This window comes from Pseudonocardia sp. ICBG162, assembly GCF_020496225.1.
Lineage (GTDB): Bacteria > Actinomycetota > Actinomycetes > Mycobacteriales > Pseudonocardiaceae > Pseudonocardia > Pseudonocardia alni.
Window position 1 is genome coordinate 558,844 of sequence record NZ_JAHLJD010000013.1, and the last position, 15,746, is coordinate 574,589.

General features: G+C 74.9%; 17 protein-coding genes and 1 riboswitch. Of the genes, 9 read left to right on the plus strand and 8 right to left on the minus strand.

Annotated elements, in window-relative coordinates; genetic code table 11:
- Nucleotides 1-76: 76 nt before the first annotated feature.
- Nucleotides 77-171, minus strand: a riboswitch (glycine riboswitch).
- A gap of 73 nt (nt 172-244) precedes the next feature.
- Nucleotides 245-376: a hypothetical protein gene (locus KPL60_RS34525; protein ID WP_308016666.1), complete on the plus strand. Its 132-nt coding sequence runs from the start codon at nt 245-247 to the stop codon at nt 374-376.
- On the plus strand, nt 377-544 hold the full coding sequence (locus tag KPL60_RS34530; protein WP_308016667.1) for a YiaA/YiaB family inner membrane protein: 168 nt from the start codon (nt 377-379) through the stop codon (nt 542-544).
- 10 nt (nt 545-554) lie between these two features.
- On the opposite strand, the gene KPL60_RS05975 is transcribed toward KPL60_RS34530, so the two are convergent.
- The 5 genes from KPL60_RS05975 to KPL60_RS05995 all read right to left on the minus strand — a co-directional run bounded on the left by KPL60_RS05975 (nt 555) and on the right by KPL60_RS05995 (nt 3,942).
- Nucleotides 555-1,133 (minus strand): MerR family transcriptional regulator, encoded by a 579-nt coding sequence (locus KPL60_RS05975; protein ID WP_208623102.1) that lies wholly within the window; start codon nt 1,131-1,133, stop codon nt 555-557.
- A 273-nt stretch (nt 1,134-1,406) separates the two neighbouring features.
- On the minus strand, nt 1,407-1,883 hold the full coding sequence (locus KPL60_RS05980; RefSeq protein ID WP_010224693.1) for a bifunctional nuclease family protein: 477 nt from the start codon (nt 1,881-1,883) through the stop codon (nt 1,407-1,409).
- 381 nt (nt 1,884-2,264) lie between these two features.
- Nucleotides 2,265-2,717, minus strand: coding sequence for a glycogen accumulation regulator GarA (garA, locus tag KPL60_RS05985; protein ID WP_062394962.1), 453 nt, complete (start codon nt 2,715-2,717; stop codon nt 2,265-2,267).
- 183 nt (nt 2,718-2,900) lie between these two features.
- Complete coding sequence (gene gcvH, locus KPL60_RS05990; RefSeq protein WP_224388041.1) at nt 2,901-3,293, minus strand: glycine cleavage system protein GcvH; 393 nt, start codon at nt 3,291-3,293, stop codon at nt 2,901-2,903.
- 10 nt (nt 3,294-3,303) lie between these two features.
- Complete coding sequence (locus KPL60_RS05995; RefSeq protein ID WP_308016743.1) at nt 3,304-3,942, minus strand: CDP-alcohol phosphatidyltransferase family protein; 639 nt, start codon at nt 3,940-3,942, stop codon at nt 3,304-3,306.
- A gap of 189 nt (nt 3,943-4,131) precedes the next feature.
- Here KPL60_RS05995 and KPL60_RS06000 point away from each other — a divergent pair, with 189 nt between their 5' ends.
- From KPL60_RS06000 to KPL60_RS06015, 4 genes are all read left to right on the plus strand, one after another.
- Nucleotides 4,132-4,659 (plus strand): OsmC family protein, encoded by a 528-nt coding sequence (locus KPL60_RS06000; protein WP_062394956.1) that lies wholly within the window; start codon nt 4,132-4,134, stop codon nt 4,657-4,659.
- A gap of 295 nt (nt 4,660-4,954) precedes the next feature.
- Complete coding sequence (locus KPL60_RS06005; protein ID WP_226357101.1) at nt 4,955-5,872, plus strand: MEDS domain-containing protein; 918 nt, start codon at nt 4,955-4,957, stop codon at nt 5,870-5,872.
- Nucleotides 5,869-6,819, plus strand: a complete 951-nt coding sequence (locus KPL60_RS34535) for an ATP-binding protein (protein ID WP_226357100.1) — start codon at nt 5,869-5,871, stop codon at nt 6,817-6,819. The genes KPL60_RS06005 and KPL60_RS34535 overlap by 4 nt, the downstream gene beginning before the upstream one ends.
- 218 nt (nt 6,820-7,037) lie before the next feature.
- Nucleotides 7,038-7,907 carry a BTAD domain-containing putative transcriptional regulator gene (locus KPL60_RS06015; RefSeq protein WP_226365175.1) on the plus strand — a complete coding sequence of 290 codons (870 nt, stop codon included), beginning with the start codon at nt 7,038-7,040 and terminating at the stop codon, nt 7,905-7,907.
- Between the two features lie 62 nt (nt 7,908-7,969).
- Here the strand turns inward: KPL60_RS06015 and KPL60_RS06020 are convergent, their stop codons facing one another.
- Both KPL60_RS06020 and fgd read right to left on the minus strand, forming a co-directional pair.
- Nucleotides 7,970-8,749: an enoyl-CoA hydratase/isomerase family protein gene (locus KPL60_RS06020; protein WP_226357098.1), complete on the minus strand. Its 780-nt coding sequence runs from the start codon at nt 8,747-8,749 to the stop codon at nt 7,970-7,972.
- Nucleotides 8,746-9,750 (minus strand): glucose-6-phosphate dehydrogenase (coenzyme-F420), encoded by a 1,005-nt coding sequence (gene fgd, locus KPL60_RS06025; protein WP_226365176.1) that lies wholly within the window; start codon nt 9,748-9,750, stop codon nt 8,746-8,748. The genes KPL60_RS06020 and fgd overlap by 4 nt, the downstream gene beginning before the upstream one ends.
- Nucleotides 9,751-10,119: 369 nt before the next feature.
- Between fgd and recQ the strand changes: the two genes are divergently transcribed.
- From recQ to KPL60_RS06040, 3 genes are all read left to right on the plus strand, one after another.
- Nucleotides 10,120-11,946 (plus strand): DNA helicase RecQ, encoded by a 1,827-nt coding sequence (gene recQ / locus KPL60_RS06030; RefSeq protein ID WP_226366039.1) that lies wholly within the window; start codon nt 10,120-10,122, stop codon nt 11,944-11,946.
- Nucleotides 11,947-11,953: 7 nt separating this feature from the next.
- The gene (locus KPL60_RS06035) at nt 11,954-12,715 is read left to right on the plus strand and encodes a gamma-glutamyl-gamma-aminobutyrate hydrolase family protein (protein ID WP_226365177.1); all 762 of its coding nucleotides are present in this window, start codon (nt 11,954-11,956) and stop codon (nt 12,713-12,715) included.
- Between the two features lie 70 nt (nt 12,716-12,785).
- Nucleotides 12,786-13,355 carry a DinB family protein gene (locus KPL60_RS06040; protein WP_226357095.1) on the plus strand — a complete coding sequence of 190 codons (570 nt, stop codon included), beginning with the start codon at nt 12,786-12,788 and terminating at the stop codon, nt 13,353-13,355.
- Between the two features lie 19 nt (nt 13,356-13,374).
- Here KPL60_RS06040 and KPL60_RS06045 read toward each other — a convergent pair whose 3' ends face one another.
- A complete protein-coding gene (locus KPL60_RS06045; protein WP_226366040.1) occupies nt 13,375-15,663 on the minus strand; it encodes an ATP-binding domain-containing protein in 2,289 nt (762 codons plus the stop codon).
- Between the last annotated feature and the right edge of the window lie 83 nt (nt 15,664-15,746).

Sequence of the window (15,746 nt, forward strand, 5' to 3'; positions counted from 1 at the left end):
CCGGAGGCTTCCGGCTTTCCCCGTCGGCGGACGGGTGCCCCGCGTGCGTGTGCGACCCGTCGCTTTCCAGAGGCGCCTCGACCGCGCGGTCCGTGTGCCTGAGAGATTCCGGGAAGGGGTTGCTCCTTCGGCGCCCGGGCACGTTCCCCGGGGCTCTCCCGCGCGGCGTCGACGACTACCGGGCCAGCCTACCTGCGTAGTTCTGCGGCGTCGCCGCCTGCGCCGGCTCGTCACACTTCCTGCCATGTCGAACACCAGCGCTCCGAACACCACCCCGGTCACCACCGCCGCGTTCCACACGCAGGCGATGCTGTCCTTCGGCGTGTCGCTCGCGGCCGTCGTCGTCGGGACCGTCTACCTGCCCGTCGACGGGTAGGTGAAGGCGTTCCTCGCGATCGCCGTGCTGTACGCGATCACCTCGGCGTTCACCCTCGCGAAGTGCGTCCGGGACCGGCAGGACAGCCTGACCGTGGTCAACCGGGTCGACCAGGCGCGGATGGAGAAGCTCCTGGCCGAGCACGACCCGTTCCGGGCCGTGGCCTGACCGGATCCGGTCAGGAGATCGCGCGGCGCGCGCGGCGGCGGGCCAGCTCGTCCTCGGGGGCCTCGTCGACGGTGCCGCCGTCGGCCCGCTCGGCCGGGAAGTCCTTGATGACGCCGGAGATCTCGCGCATCGCCCCGGACACCGCGATCCCGAACACGCCCTGGCCACCCTGCAGCAGGTCGACGACCTCCTCCGGGGAGGTGCACTCGTAGACGGTGGTGCCGTCGGAGAACAGGGTGATGCCGGCCAGGTCGCGGATCCCGCGCCGGCGCAGGTGCTCGACGGCGATCCGGATGTTCTGCAGCGAGACACCGGCGTCGAGCAGCCGCTTCACGATCTTGAGGACGAGGACGTCCTTGAAGGAGTACAGCCGCTGGCTGCCCGATCCGGCGGCGCCGCGGATCGACGGCACGACCAGCCCGGTGCGGGCCCAGTAGTCCAGCTGCCGGTAGGTGATGCCGACGACCTGGCACGCGGTCGGCCCGCGGAAGCCGACCAGGCGGTCGGTCACCCCGTCGAGCCCCTCACCGACGAGCGGGTCCGGGAACAGCTCTCCCTGACCCGGCCCCTCGGGTGGTGGCGTCTGCACCGCGCGGTCTCCCTCGGTCGGGACCGTGGCCCTCCCCTACCATGTGACGCTGGGTAGTGGGTGAGTTCCACGGATGTCATCAGTCGTGATGACGGTAGGCCCAGTGGCCGAGGTGGTCAACGCGGCTCGCCGACCCGGGCGTACCGGACACCCGCCCGGGTTGCCGGGTACGGAGGGCGTACAGCCGCCGAACGGTCGGTGACGTCGGTGAACGGTCGAACCGTGGTCCATCCGGTCCCACCGCCGGGTGACGGCGGTGGTCACCCGGACGGATCAGCCCGGCTGGGCCCCGCGGAAGTCCTCCGGCGACACGGAGTCGAGGAACTCGCGGAACTTCTCGACCTCGTCCTCCTGCTCGTCGGGGATGACCAGCCCCGCCTCGGCGAGGACGCTCTCGTCGGCGTGCACCGGGACACCGGTCCGCAGCGCCAGCGCGATCGAGTCGCTCGGCCGCGCAGACACCGTGACGCCGCCGTCGAAGATCAGCTCGGCGTAGAAGGTGCCCTCCTGCAGGTCGGTCACCCGCACCTGCTCGAGCCGCCGCCCGAGTGCCCCGATCACGTCCTTGAGCAGGTCGTGGGTCAGCGGCCGCGCGGGCTTGACCCCCTGCTGCTCCAGGGCGATCGCCGTCGCCTCCACCGATCCGATCCAGATCGGGAGGTATCGGTCGCCGTTCGTCTCCCGCAGCAGCAGGATCGGCTGGTTCGCCGGAAGTTCGACCCGGACGCCCACGACGCGCATCTCGCTCATCAGCCCGCCTCCCCGGCCCTGTCGGGCCTGTCGGGCCACCCGGGTGGACACGCCACCCCGGCCGCCCTGATCGCCTTGCTCGCCCTGACCCGTGCGGCGGACCCCGACGGGCTCCGTGTCGTTGCCACCGCACTGCCACCGACACCTGATGACGCTACACGGCGGTCCGCCCCGACGCGCGCCTCCGGACGGGGAGTGACGGGGTCCGTTCGACGATCGTCACACGCCCGTCGCGCACGGCGTGTCGGCTCGACACCCGCCGGTCCCCGCCCACGCCGAAGGCCCGTCGCACCAGGGGGTACGGGAGCACCCCCGGCCGCGACGGGCCGGTCGTACGCGGGGTTCCGTGACCGGCGCCTGCGGCGCCGCACGGAACCGGGATCAGCCCTGGGCGCCCGGCTCGCGGGGCCCGGTCAGGAAGACCAGGCGGAACTTGCCGATCTGCACCTCGTCGCCGTTGGCGAGCACCGCCGTGTCGACCGGCTCGCGGTTGACGTAGGTGCCGTTGAGGCTGCCGACGTCGACCACGACGAACTCACCGGCGTCGCGGCGGAACTCCGCGTGCCGCCGGGAGACGGTGACGTCGTCGAGGAAGATGTCGCTGTCGGGGTGCCGGCCGGCGCTGGTGGTCGGCACGTCCAGCAGGAAGCGGGAGCCGGCGTTCGGACCGCGCCGGACGACGAGCAGCGCCGACCCGGCGGGAAGCCCGTCGACACCCGAGACGGCGGGCTCGGCGGCCGGCTGCTCGACGTCGGCGAGGAAGTCCGCCCGGAAGACCGACGTGGTCTCCGGTGCGCGCTCCGGTGGCACGTCGCGCGGGTCGTTCGTGGTCACCTCGGGGACTCCTCCTCGCGGATGCGGTACCCGGACGGCGTCCGGGCGGTCAGGGCTGAGCGGGGCCGGTGTCCCGGTCCCATCCGGACGGCACGTCCAGGGGATGTGAACCTACCGGTCGGGGCGGCCGGGGCGATACGGAGGTCGGCGCGCCGTGCCGCGTGGCGCGGCGGGCGGGCCGGCTCAGGCGCCGTCGGCCAGCTGACGGTAGGCGTCGGCGTCGAGCAGGCCGTCGAGCGAGGCCCCCTCGGCCAGGCGGATCTCGACGATCCACCCGTCGCCGTAGGGGGCGGAGTTCACCAGCTCCGGGCCGGCGTCCAGCCCGTCGTTCACGGCGACGACCTCGCCGCCGACCGGGGCGTAGATGTCCGACACCGACTTGGTCGACTCGACCTCGCCCATGGCGTCGCCCGCGGCGAGGGTGTCGCCGACGGCCGGCAGCTGCACGAAGACGACGTCACCGAGCTGCGACTGGGCGTGGTCGGTGATGCCGACCCGGACCACCCCGTCCCCGCTGCGGCGCACCCACTCGTGGGCCTCGGTGTAGGACAGGTCCGACGGAATCTCCGAGCTCACGCCGCGGAGCCTATCCCGCGGCGCCGCCGTGATCGAACCGGGTCGCCGGGGCCGGGACGCCCGGCTCCGGGCGCCGCAGCGCCAGCCGGAACTGGGCCAGGTACAGCAGCCCCGACCACAGGTAGAGGGCCACGCCCCAGATGGCGAAGGCGTTCGCGACGACGCCGACCACGGCCTCGGCGGGCGAGGGCCCGTCGCCGAGCAGGAGCAGCGGGAAGGCGTAGAGCAGGACGAAGGTGGCGGCCTTGCCGAGGTAGACGACCTCGAAGGGGCCGTAGCCGCGGTGGCGCAGCACGAACACGCAGACGGCGAGGACGACGTCGCGGGCGACCAGGGCGACCACCGCCCACCACGGGACGATGTCGCGCGCGGCCAGCCCGACCAGCGCGGCCAGGATGTAGAGGCGGTCCACGGCCGGGTCGAGCATGGCGCCGAACCGGCTGAACTGGTCCAGGACGCGGGCGAGCTTGCCGTCGAGCCAGTCGGTGAACCCGCCGATCGCCAGCACCGCGACAGCCCAGCCGTCGGCCTCCGGGCCGAGCATCAGCCACAGGAACAGCGGCACCCCGGCCAGGCGCAGCATGCTGAGCGCGTTCGGGACGGTCCAGAGCCGGTCGTCGTCGGTGGGCGGGCCGACGGTGTCGTGCACCGAGTCCCGGACGGTGTCGCGCACCGTGTCCCGGACGGTGTCGCGGGCCTCGCGGACCGAGTCGGCGGCCTCGCGGGCGCTGCGGCGCACCGCTGCCGCCCGTCCGGTATCGCTCTCCCCGCCCACACCGGGCACCCTAGTCGTCGGGTCGGGGTGTGCGGGTCGCCCCGTCGGGGTGAGGATGGGGACATGACCGACACCAACATCTCCCTGCGCGACATCCAGGCCCCGCTCAAGCAGCAGTACCGCGACGACCCGGAGTCGGCGGTCATCACCCTGAAGGCGGACGGGGAGCTCGGCTCCGGGGTGGCGTGCAAGGTCTCGACCGGCCAGGCGATGGCCGAGGCGGGCCTGCACCCGGCCACCGGCGGCGACGGCACCCAGCTGTGCTCGGGCGACATGCTGCTGGAGGCGCTGGTGGCCTGTGCCGGGGTGACCCTGCGCGCGGTGGCCACCGCACTGGAGCTCGAGGTGCTCGGCGCCGTGCGCGCCGAGGGCGACCTCGACTTCCGCGGCACCCTCGGCGTCGCGAAGGACGCCCCGGTCGGCTTCCGGGAGATCCGCCTGTCCTTCGACGTCGACATCCGCGACGGCGGCGCGCCCGCCGCCGAGGACAAGGTCGCGACCCTGGTGAAGCTGACCGAGCGGTACTGCGTCGTCCTGCAGACCATCCAGGGCAGCGCGACCACCTCGGTCGCGGTCAACCCGGCCGCCTGACCCGCCCGCGGCACGCCGGACGGTGACCACCCGGACACCGGGTGCCACCGCCGTCCGGCGGGCACCGGGCAGCGCCGAACGGCCGTAGGTCCTGGTCGGACCGGGTCTGCCGACCCCGGTCGCCCGCCGGTGGCGATCCGCTCGTCGCGCGTCACCGTCGGTTCGGCGCCCCACACGCTCCGAGGTCTCCGGTCCCCGCCGAGGGCCTCCGTACGGTTGATCCGTCCAGGAGTTCGTGACGGGGTGTACCCGGCGCCGCGACGTGCGGTGGCGGGGCGCGCGCGGCAGGTGAGACGTGATCAAGCTGGCGGACGCGCTGACGTCCGGCGATCACGTGTGCGCGGTCCCGGACAGCACGGAGCACCTCGGGGAGCTCGCCGCCGCCTACGTCGCGCACGGTCTCGACCGGGGCGAGCGCATCCTCTACTTCGACGACGACGGCGCCGCCGACGTCCTGCTCCGCCGCCTCGTCGAGGACGGCGTCGAGGTCGACGACCCGCTACGCCACGGCCAGCTGGAGATCCTGCCCGCCGAGCGGACCCGGCGCACCTTCCGCACCCCGCTGTCCGACGTGCACGCCGGGATGTCCGGCGAGGTCGCCCGCTCCCGCGAGCTCGGCTGGAACGGCACCCGGATGACCGGGCAGATGCACTCGGTGCTCGATGCGGGCGCCGCGGGCACCCTGCCCGAGTACGACGGCCTGCTGGCCCGGCTGGTCCGCGAGAGCGCGGGCGGGCTGACCGCGCTGTGCACCTACGACACCGAGCACTTCCCGGCCGAGCAGATCGACATCATGCGGGCGCTGCACCGCGACCACGTCCCCTGCTCCACCGCCTACGACGACGGCCTGCTCCGGATCGTGCGCCTCGGTACCGGCCACGCCCGGCTGGCCGGCGAGGTCGACCACAGCAACCGCTCGAAGATCACCTCGCTGCTGCAGTCGGCCCTGGACGCCGCGCTGCGCTCCGCGGACGCCTCCACCGACATCGGCCTGGACCTGGCCTCGGTGCGGTTCGTCGACGTCGCCACCGCGGTCGCGCTGGTGCACGCCGCCGAGGGCTTCCCGGCCACCCACCGCCTGGTGCTGCACCGGGTCCGGCCGCGGGTGCTGCGCGTGCTCGAACGCTGCGGCGCGGCCTTCTCCCCCCAGCTCGTGTTCGACGACCACCCGCCGGCCCCCGAGGTCGTGCACCCGGGAGGACAGCTCCGGTGAAGGTCAACGCCGCACCCCGCCCGCCCGGCTTCCGGCACGCCCTCGTGCACGCCGACGACCCGGTGGAGCTGCTCGCCGCCGTCGCCCCCGCCGCCCGGGCCGCGGCACGCGACACCGGCGCCCGGGTCGCGCTGGACCTGCCCGCACCGCTGGAGCAGGCGCTGCACGACGAGCTCGGCGACGAGGTCGAGCTCGGCAGGCTCACCTCGCTGACCAGCTCCGCCCGGGAGTCCGGACAGACCGTCGCCGCCTGGCGGGCCCGGGAGCTGCGGGCGCTGACCTCCTCGGGCCGCCCGGTGTTCGTCGTGAGCGCGCACGACCCGGACCTCGACGGCGTCGACGGCGGGTTCTGGGTCGAGCTGGAGGCCGCGCTCAACATCTCCCTCGCGGGGCTGCCGGTCCTGCAGGTGTGCGCCTACCCCCGGTTGCCGCTGCACGGCGCGGTCGGCGAGTCGGCGGTGATCAACCACCCGCTGCGGCTGCGTGTCTCCGGGCTCACCGAGAACCCGCGGCACCGCCCGCCCGCCGAGGTGCTCGCGGCCCTGCCGATCGCGCCGCCGCACCTGCTCGGACCGCCGGACGTCACGTTGTCCTACAACACCTTCGAGCTGTCCCGGGTGCGCGACGCCGTCGAGGAGGCCGCCCGGGTGTGCCGGTTCGACACCGCCCGCGGCGAGGACATGGTGCAGGCGGTCAACGAGGTCGCCACCAACGCGGTCGAGCACGGGTCCCCGGAGGCGGGGCTGTCGGTGTGGGCGCGCGACGGGGAGCTGGTCTGCGAGGTCCAGGACAGCGGGGCGATCGCGCTGCCGCTGATCGGGCTCGCGCCGCCGCACCCGTCGCAGGCCCGGGGGCGCGGGACCTGGATCGCCCGGCAGCTCTGCGACAGCCTGCACGTGTGGCGGGCCCCGGACGGGACCCACGTCCGGCTGCTCTCCCGGGCCTGACGCAGATCTCACAATCCGGCCGTACCCGGATCTCACACCGTGGGCACTGCTGGGCTATCCTCGTCCCACGACACCACACGGAGACGCCGCCCGCCGTCCGTGTCGGTGCGGTTCCGTCGTGCCCGCTCCGCGATCCGAGGCCCTCCCGCCCGGCGCGCCCCGGCTCCGCACGGACCCGATCGCGGGCCGCACGCCACGACCGATCCGGGGAAACGGCCATGTCCGACGATCACTGTCGATCCAGTGAGCAGAGCACTCCCACCTCCGCCCCGCACGTGCGGGTGCTGGGCTCGTTCGGGCTGCGCGCGGGTGACCGCGCCGTCCCGCTGCCGGTCGACTCCCGTCGCCTGGTCGCCTATCTCGCCGTCCACCGGCGGCCGCATCCGACCGCGGCGCTCGCCGCGACGCTGTGGCCCGGGGTCGGTCCCGTCCCCGCGGCCCGGCTGCTCGATGAGGCCGTCGCCGGCGTCGACGTACCGGGCCTGCTCGACGCCGACCACCTCGGCCGGCTGCAGCTCGGCGACGACGTGGTCGTCGACCTCACCGAGGCCATGCTGCTGATCCGCGGGCTGTCCGCGCCCAGCATGCTGCGCACCGTGCGCGAGATCGGTGCGCCGGAGACCGCGCTGCTGGAGGCCGACATCCTCCCGTCGTGGACCGCGGCGTGGATCGCCGTCGAGCGCGAGCGGTTCCGCCAGCTGCGCCTGTCCGCCCTGGAAGGGCTGGCCGGCACGCTCACCGCCGCCGACCGGCACGACGACGCCGTCGCCGTCGCGCGCCGGGCCGTCGCCACCGCACCGAGCCGCGAGCGGTCGCGCCGCGCCCTGGTCGAGGCCCTGCTCGCCGGCGGGCACGTCGCCGACGCCCTCGCCGAGTACGAGGAGTTCCAGCGGCTGCTGCGCAACAGCGTCGGCGCCACCCCGGACTCCGAGCTGGACCGCCTGCTCGCCCCGCTCGACGCGGGCTGGCCGCTCGGCCCGGGCCTGCACCGCCCGGCCCAGCGCTTCGCCGTGGGCATGCCCGGCACCGGCCGCGGCCCGCAGCGCTCGCGCCGGGTCGTCGCGGGGAGCCCGGCCAGCGGGCGCTGACCGGCCACACCGACGACGAGGGGGGCGCGACCGGACGGTCGCGCCCCCCTCGTCGTGTGCGGCTAGTGGAACTGCGGGCGGCGCTTCTCGCCGAACGCGGCGAGCCCCTCGGCACCCTCCGGACCCGCGGCGCAGGTCGCGATGGAGTCCGCCTCGGCCTCGAGCTGCTCGTCGAGCCCCCGGTCCCAGGTCACGGCCAGGAGCCCGCGGATGCGGCCCAGCGCGGCCGTCGGTCCCTGGGCGAGCCGGTGCGCGACCGCGGCGGCCTCGTCGGCGACCCGGTCGTCGTCGACGACGGAGGCGAGCAGCCCCAGCTCGGCCAGCGTCTCGGCCTCCAGGACCTCGTCGGTGAGCAGGACCCGCCGCGCCCGCGCGGCACCGATCAGCCGCGGCAGCGTCCAGGTCATCCCGCCGTCCGGGGAGAACCCGATGCCGGGGTAGGCCGGGCGCATCCGGGTCGAGGTCCCGCCGACGGCGAGGTCGCAGGCCAGCGCGATGCTCATGCCCGCACCGGCGGCCCAGCCCGGCACCGCCGCGACCGTGGGCACCGGGGAGGCGGCCAGCGGGCGCAGCATGGAGTGGAAGGTGTCTGCGAGGCCGTGCACGTAGGCGTAGCGGTCGTCGGCCCCGGCGAAGGCGCGCACGTCACCGCCGGTGCAGAAGTTCTCGCCGTCGCCGTGCACCAGCACCGCGCCGGTCTCGGCCGGGTCGAGCGCCAGCAGCGCCTCGGTGACCTCGGCCATGGCGGGCCCGTCGAGGGTGCCGTGGCGGCCGGTGGAGACCCGGCAGCGCAGCACCCGCCCCTCGCGGGTGACGGCGGGGGCGCTCGTCGCGGCGCTCACGCGAGCGCCCGCAGCTTCGGCGCGACGTCGGTCGTGAACTGTTCCAGGAACCGGCGCTGGTCGTGCCCCGGTCCGTGCACGACGAGGTGGTTCAGGCCCGCGTCGAGGTAGGGCTTGATCTGCTCGACGGCCTCGTCGGGGTCCGACGCGACGATCCAGCGCTTCACCACCTGCTCGATCGGCAGCTCGTCGGCCAGGCGCTCCATCTCCTGCGAGGAGTCGACGGAGTTCTTCTGGTCCGCGGTGAGCGACAGCGGCGCCCAGAACCGGGTGTTCTCCCGCGCGGCGTCGGGGTCGCGGTCGTAGCTGATCTTGATCTCGATCATCTTGTCGATGGCGCCCGCGTCGCGGTCGGCCTTGCCCGCGCCCTCCTCGACGCCCGGGAGGAGCTTGTCGGTGTAGAGGTCCATGCCCTTGCCGGAGGTGCAGATGAACCCGTCGCCGAACCGGCCGGCGAACCGGGCGACCATCGGGCCCCCCGCGGCGACGTAGATCGGCACCGGCTGCTCGGGCCGGTCGTAGATCATGGCGTCGACGAAGGTGTAGTACTCGCCCTCGGTGCTGACCGACTCCTCGGTCCACAGCGCACGCATCATCTTCACGGCCTCGCGCAGCCGGGCGAAGCGCTCCTTGAACTCGGGCCACTCCCGCCCGGACACCGCGATCTCGTTGAGCGCCTCGCCGGTGCCGACGCCGAGCACGACCCGGTTGCCGGTGAGCAGCGCCATCGTGGCGAACTCCTGGGCCAGCACCGCCGGGTTGTAGCGGAACGTGGGGGTGAGCACGGAGGTGCCGATCTGCACCCGCTTCGTGCGCTCCCCCACCGCCGCCATCCAGGGCAGCGCGGCCGGGGCGTGCCCGCCCTCGTGCCGCCAGGGCAGGAAGTGGTCCGACGCCCAGACGCTGTCGAGCCCGAGCTCCTCGGCCAACACCGCGTACTCGACGAGGTCGCGGGGGCCGAACTGTTCGGCCGACGCCTTGTACCCGATCTTCAGATCCACGGATCCGTCCTTCTCGCGTGATCGCCCGGCGCCCGGTCTGCGAACGCCGTTGGTCCTGCAGGTCTTGCTACACCCCGGGGCCGTCCGGCGCAGCACCGCGGCGCCCGCGACACACGGGCGGTGACCGGGACCACGCCCCGGCCGGGGCCCGCGCGCGGTCGGCGGTGCCGCGAGGTGAGTGCCGGGCGGGGCGCGCGCGGCGGGACTCGTACGATCGACGACGTGTTCGACGCCTCCGACCCGGACGAGATCCCGCTCCCGCCCGAGCCCGAGGACGACTACGGCGACGAACCCCCACCGGAGGACGCCTGGGCCGCCGCGCCCGCCGGGCCGGGGCGGCCGCCGGAGCCGGAGCCGGTCCCGGAGCGGGTGCACAGCAGCGACCCGCACGAGATCCTGCGCCGCGTCTTCGGCTACGACGCGTTCCGCGGCGAGCAGCAGGCGATCGTCGAGCAGGTCACCGGCGGCGGGGACGCGCTGGTGCTCATGCCGACCGGTGGCGGCAAGTCGCTGTGCTACCAGGTCCCGGCGCTGGCCCGACCGGGCACCGGGGTCGTGGTGTCGCCGCTGATCGCGCTGATGCAGGACCAGGTCGACGCGCTGCGCGCGCTCGGGGTGCGGGCCGGGTTCCTCAACTCCACCCAGGACGCCGACGAGCGCCGCCTCACCGAGCAAGAGTTCCTCGCGGGCGAGCTGGACCTGCTCTACCTCGCCCCGGAGCGGCTGCGGGTCGAGTCCACCGTGCGGCTGCTGGAGCGCGGCCGGATCGCCCTGTTCGCGATCGACGAGGCGCACTGCGTCGCGCAGTGGGGGCACGACTTCCGGCCCGACTACCTGCTGCTCTCCGAGCTGCCGAAGCGCTGGCCGGACGTCCCGCGGATCGCGCTGACCGCGACCGCGACCGACGCGACCCGCACCGAGATCGCGCAGCGCCTGGAGCTGACCGGGGCGCGGCACTTCGTCGCGAGCTTCGACCGGCCCAACATCCAGTACCGGATCGTCGCGAAGAACGAGCCGCGCCGTCAGCTGCTGGAGCTGCTGCGCTCCGAGCACGCCGGGGACGCGGGCATCGTCTACTGCCTGTCGCGCAAGTCGGTCGAGCAGACCGCGGAGTTCCTCACCGCGCAGGGGATCCGGGCACTGCCGTACCACGCGGGGCTCGACGCGTCGGTGCGCCGGGAGAACCAGTCCCGGTTCCTGCGCGAGGACGGCCTGGTCATGTGCGCGACGATCGCGTTCGGCATGGGCATCGACAAGCCCGACGTCCGCTTCGTCGCCCACCTGGACCTGCCGAAGTCCGTGGAGGGCTACTACCAGGAGACCGGCCGCGCGGGCCGCGACGGCGAGCCGTCGACGGCGTGGCTGGCCTACGGGCTCGCCGACGTCGTCCAGCAGCGGAAGATGATCGACGACGGCGAGGGCGACGCGGCGCACAAGCGGCGCCTGGCCCAGCACCTCGACGCGATGCTCGCGCTGTGCGAGACCACCGAGTGCCGCCGGGCGCAGCTGCTGCGCTACTTCGGGCAGAGGCCCGACGCCCAGCGGTGCGGGAACTGCGACACCTGTCTGACGCCGGTGTCGTCGTGGGACGGCACGGTCGCGGCGCAGAAGGTGCTGTCGACGGTGTGGCGGCTGAAGAAGGAGCGCAACCAGGAGTTCGGCGCCGGGCAGGTCGTCGACATCCTGCTGGGCAAGCGCACCCCGAAGGTCGACCAGCACCGCCACCACGAGCTGTCGGTGTTCGGCGTCGGGACCGAGCTGACCGACGTCGCGTGGCGCAACGTGCTGCGCCAGCTCGTCGCGCGCGGGCTGCTGACCGTCGGCGGGAACTACTCGACGCTGCGGTTCACCGACGAGTCCCCGGCGGCGATGCGCGGCGAGCAGACGGTCATGCTGCGCACCGAGCCGGAGCGCGCCGCGCGGTCGTCGCGGTCGCGGGGCGGGTCGAAGCCGGCCGTGGAGATGCCGGCCGAGCTCGCGCCGGTGTTCGAGCGGCTGCGGGCCTGGCGGGCGGCGACGGCGAAGGAGCAGGGCGTCCCCGCCTACGTGATCTTCCACGACGCGACGCTGCGCGAGATCGCGACCCGCGCCCCCGCCGACCGGGCCGCGCTGGGCACGATCTCCGGGATCGGCGAGGGCAAGCTCGCCCGCTACGGCGACCAGGTGATCGACGTGCTGCACGGCGCGGACTCGTGAGGCCGGCATGACCCGGCCGCTCATCGGGATCTCCTGCTACGCCGAGCGCGCCGACTACTGGATCATGCGCGACGACGACGTCGTGCTGCTCCCCCGCACCTACGTCGACATGGTGCTCGCTGCGGGCGGGACCCCGGTGCTGCTGGCCCCGGTGGCGGGCGGGGACGCGGCCGTCGACGTCCTCGACGGGCTGGTCGTCGCCGGTGGGCCCGACGTCGACCCGGCCCGTTACGGGCAGCCGCCCGGTGCGCACACCGACCCGCCGCGCACCGAGCGCGACGCCGCCGACCTCGCCGCGCTGCACCGGGCGCTGGCCCGCGGCGTCCCGGTGCTGGGGATCTGCCGGGGCCACCAGCTGCTCAACGTCGCGCTCGGCGGGACGTTGCACCAGCACCTGCCCGACGTGCTCGGCGCCGGGGCCGCGGCGGCGCACGCGGCCGGGCCGGGGGTCTACGCGCCGGTCGACGTCACCACCGAGCCCGGTACCCGGGCCGCGCAGATCCTGGGGCCGGGCCCGGTGCGGGTGCGCTGTCACCACCACCAGGGCGTCGACCGGGCCGGGGCCGGGCTGCGGGTGTCGGCCCGCGCCGGGGACGTGGTCGAGGCCCTCGAGTGGGCCGAGCCGGCCGGGTCCGACACGCCCTGGGTGCTGGGCGTGCAGTCCCACCCCGAACGCGACACCACCGACCTGCGCCTGGCGCGGGCGGTGGTCGCCGCGGCCCGGCGCGCGCGGACCTCCGGGCTCCGCCCGGTCGCCGTCGCCGGCTGAGCGCGCCGGGCGCACCCGTCCCCGCGACGCGGACCGCGGCCGTCCTCGATCGGCCCTAGCCTCCGGGGGCATGACGACACCCACCACGACCCTCGACTGGAACGCCGAGCTGCTCGCGCAGCTGACGTTCCACTGGGACACCCTGCTGCGGCCGCGGCTGGCCGGGCTCACCGACGACGAGTACCACCGGGAGCCGGTGCCCGGCTGCTGGGGCGTGCGCCGCCGCGGGGAGTCGGTGACCCCGCCGGGCGCCGGGTCCGGCGACTGGGTGATCGACTTCACGTTCCCGACGCCGGAGCCGCCGCCTGTCACGACGATCGCGTGGCGGTTCGGGCACCTCCTGGTCGGGGTGTTCGCGATGCGCTCGCACTCCCACTTCGGCGGCCCGGCCGTCGACTACGACTCCTACGCCTACCCCGGCACCGCGGCACAGGCGCTCGACGCACTCGACGCCGAGTACGCCCGCTGGACCGCCGGGGTCGCCGCGCTCGGCGCCGAGGGCCTCGCCCGGCCGTGCGGACCGGCCGAGGGCCCCTACGCCGACGCGCCGCTGGCCACCCTGGTGCTGCACATCCACCGGGAGGCCATCCACCACGGCGCGGAGATCGCGCTGCTGCGCGACCTCTACCGGGCCGGCTGAGCCGGGCGCCGGGCCGGGCTCAGCCGGCCCGCCCGATCCGCTTGAGCACCGGGGGCAGGTCCCCGGAGTGGAGGACCCCGAGGCGCTGGGTGGCCCGGGTGATCGCCACGTAGAGGTCGTTGAGCCCGCGCGGGGACTCGTCCAGCATCTCCTGCGGCTCGACGACGACGACGGCGTCGAACTCCAGGCCCTTCGACGCGGCCACCGGGAGCACGACGACGGGGGCGTCGAGCTCGGACTCGCCTGCGGTCTCCTCGGTGTCGGGCCCGGCCGGCGTCACGAGGCCTGCGGTCTCCAGCACGGCGCGCACGTGGGCGACGCGGCCCTCGGGGGCGAGGACGACGGTGCGCCCGTCCCCGACGGCGTCGCGCTCGGCGCCCACCCGCTCGGCCAGCACCCGGTCGCCGTCGGCCCCGGCGGGCAGCGCCGCCGCCCACGGCGGCACCCCGGTCGAGCGCACCGACGACGGCGGCCGCAGCGACGCGTCGATCTCGGCGAGCACGTCGTCGGCGACGTCGGCGATCTCCGAGGGCGTCCGGTAGTTCACCGTCAGCTGCTCCAGGCGCCAGCGGCGGGCCACGAACGGTGACAGGACCTCGTCCCAGGAGCCCGCGCCGCCGCGGTCACCGGTCTGGGCGATGTCCCCGACCAGGGTCATCGACCGGGCGGGGGCGCGACGCATGACCATCCGCCAGGCCATCGCCGACAGCTCCTGCGCCTCGTCGACGATGATGTGGCCGTAGGTCCACTCCCGGTCCGCGGCCGCCCGCTCGGCGGTGGAGTCGTAGCGGGAGACCTGCATGCGCTCGGCGAGCCGGTCGGCGTCGATGATGTCGGTGGCGCGCAGCAGCTCGGGGTCGAGGTCCTCCTCCAGGTCGAGCACGTCGAGCACGCCCTGGGCGTACTCGACCTCCTCGCGCAGTGCGGCGGCCTCGGCGGCGGCCTGGGCGGCGCCGTCGTCGCCGAGCAGCTCGGCGGCCTCGTCGAGCAGGGCGACGTCGGCCGGGGTCCAGCGCAGGTCCGGGGGCACGTCGGCGCCGGGCGCCGGGCGCTCCAGCAGGGCCCGCTCGGGCGCCGGGATCCGCCGGGCCACCGAGTTGAGCCGGCGACGGTCGGCGAACAGGTCGGTGAGCAGCTGCTCGGGCGACAGCGTCGGCCAGAGCTCCTCGAGCTGCGTCGCGACCGCGGCGGACTCAGCGAGCTCGTCGCGGATGTCGTCGACGTCGCGCCGGTCCAGCAGGCCGGACTCGCCGCCGCCGACGCGACGGGCGACCTGCTGGGCGAGCAGCCGCAGCAGCTCCTTGCGGAAGATGCGGCGGGCCTCGTTGTGCGGCTTACGGGAGCGCCGGGCCCGGGTGCGGGCCTGGGCGACGGTGTCCCGGTCGAGGACGACCCGCTGCTGCTCCACGACGAGCTCGACCGGGGTGCGCGGCAGCTGCTGCCGGTCGCGCACCGCGGCGGCGATCACCGGCGCCATGTCGGCGCGGCCCTTCAGCTCGGCCGTCGCCGGGGACTCGGTGCGTCGCGCGTCCAGGCCGGGGAACAGCTGGGCGACGGTGCCGAGCACGACGCTGGTCTCCCCCAGCGAGGGCAGGACCTGGCCGATGTAGCGCAGGAACGTCGGGTTCGGCCCGACGACGAGCACGCCGCGCCGGGCCAGCCGGTCGCGGTGGGTGTAGAGCAGGTAGGCCGCGCGGTGCAGCGCCACCGCCGTCTTCCCGGTGCCGGGCCCGCCCTGCACGACCAGCACCCCGGACGGCTTCGACCGGATGATCCGGTCCTGCTCGCCCTGGATGGTGGCGACGATGTCGCCCATCCGCCCGGTACGGGCCGAGGAGACCGCCGCCAGCAGCGCGGCCTCGCTGGTGAGCCCGGAGCCCGAGCGGGCCCGCTCGGCCTCGGTCATCTCGGCGAGGTTGAGCGGCTCGTCGTCGACCGCGACGACCTGCCGCAGCCGGGTCCGCAGGTGCCTGCGCCGCCGCATCCCCTCGGGGTTCGCGGCGGTGGCGGTGTAGAACGGCCGGGCGGCGGGTGCCCGCCAGTCCATCAGCAGCGGCTCGTACTCGTTGTCCTCGTCGAGCAGGCCGATACGGCCGACGTAGCGGATCTCGCCGTCGTCGGCGTCGAGCCGGCCGAAGGCCAGCCCGTGCTCGGCGGCACGCAGACCGGCGAGCCGGTCGGTGAGCATCTCCGCGGCGGCGTCGCGCTGGGTGATGGCCTGCGGGGTGCCGACGGTCTCCTCGCGCAGCGTGTCGGCCAGCCGGCGCGCGGTGTCGCGACGGCGGTCCTCGAGCTGCTCGTAGAGCATGGCCACGTAGGACTGTTCGTGGGCCAGCTCCGGGTCGACCGGCGCGGCGGGGTCGGCCGCGGCAGCCGGGGAGCCGGCAGCGG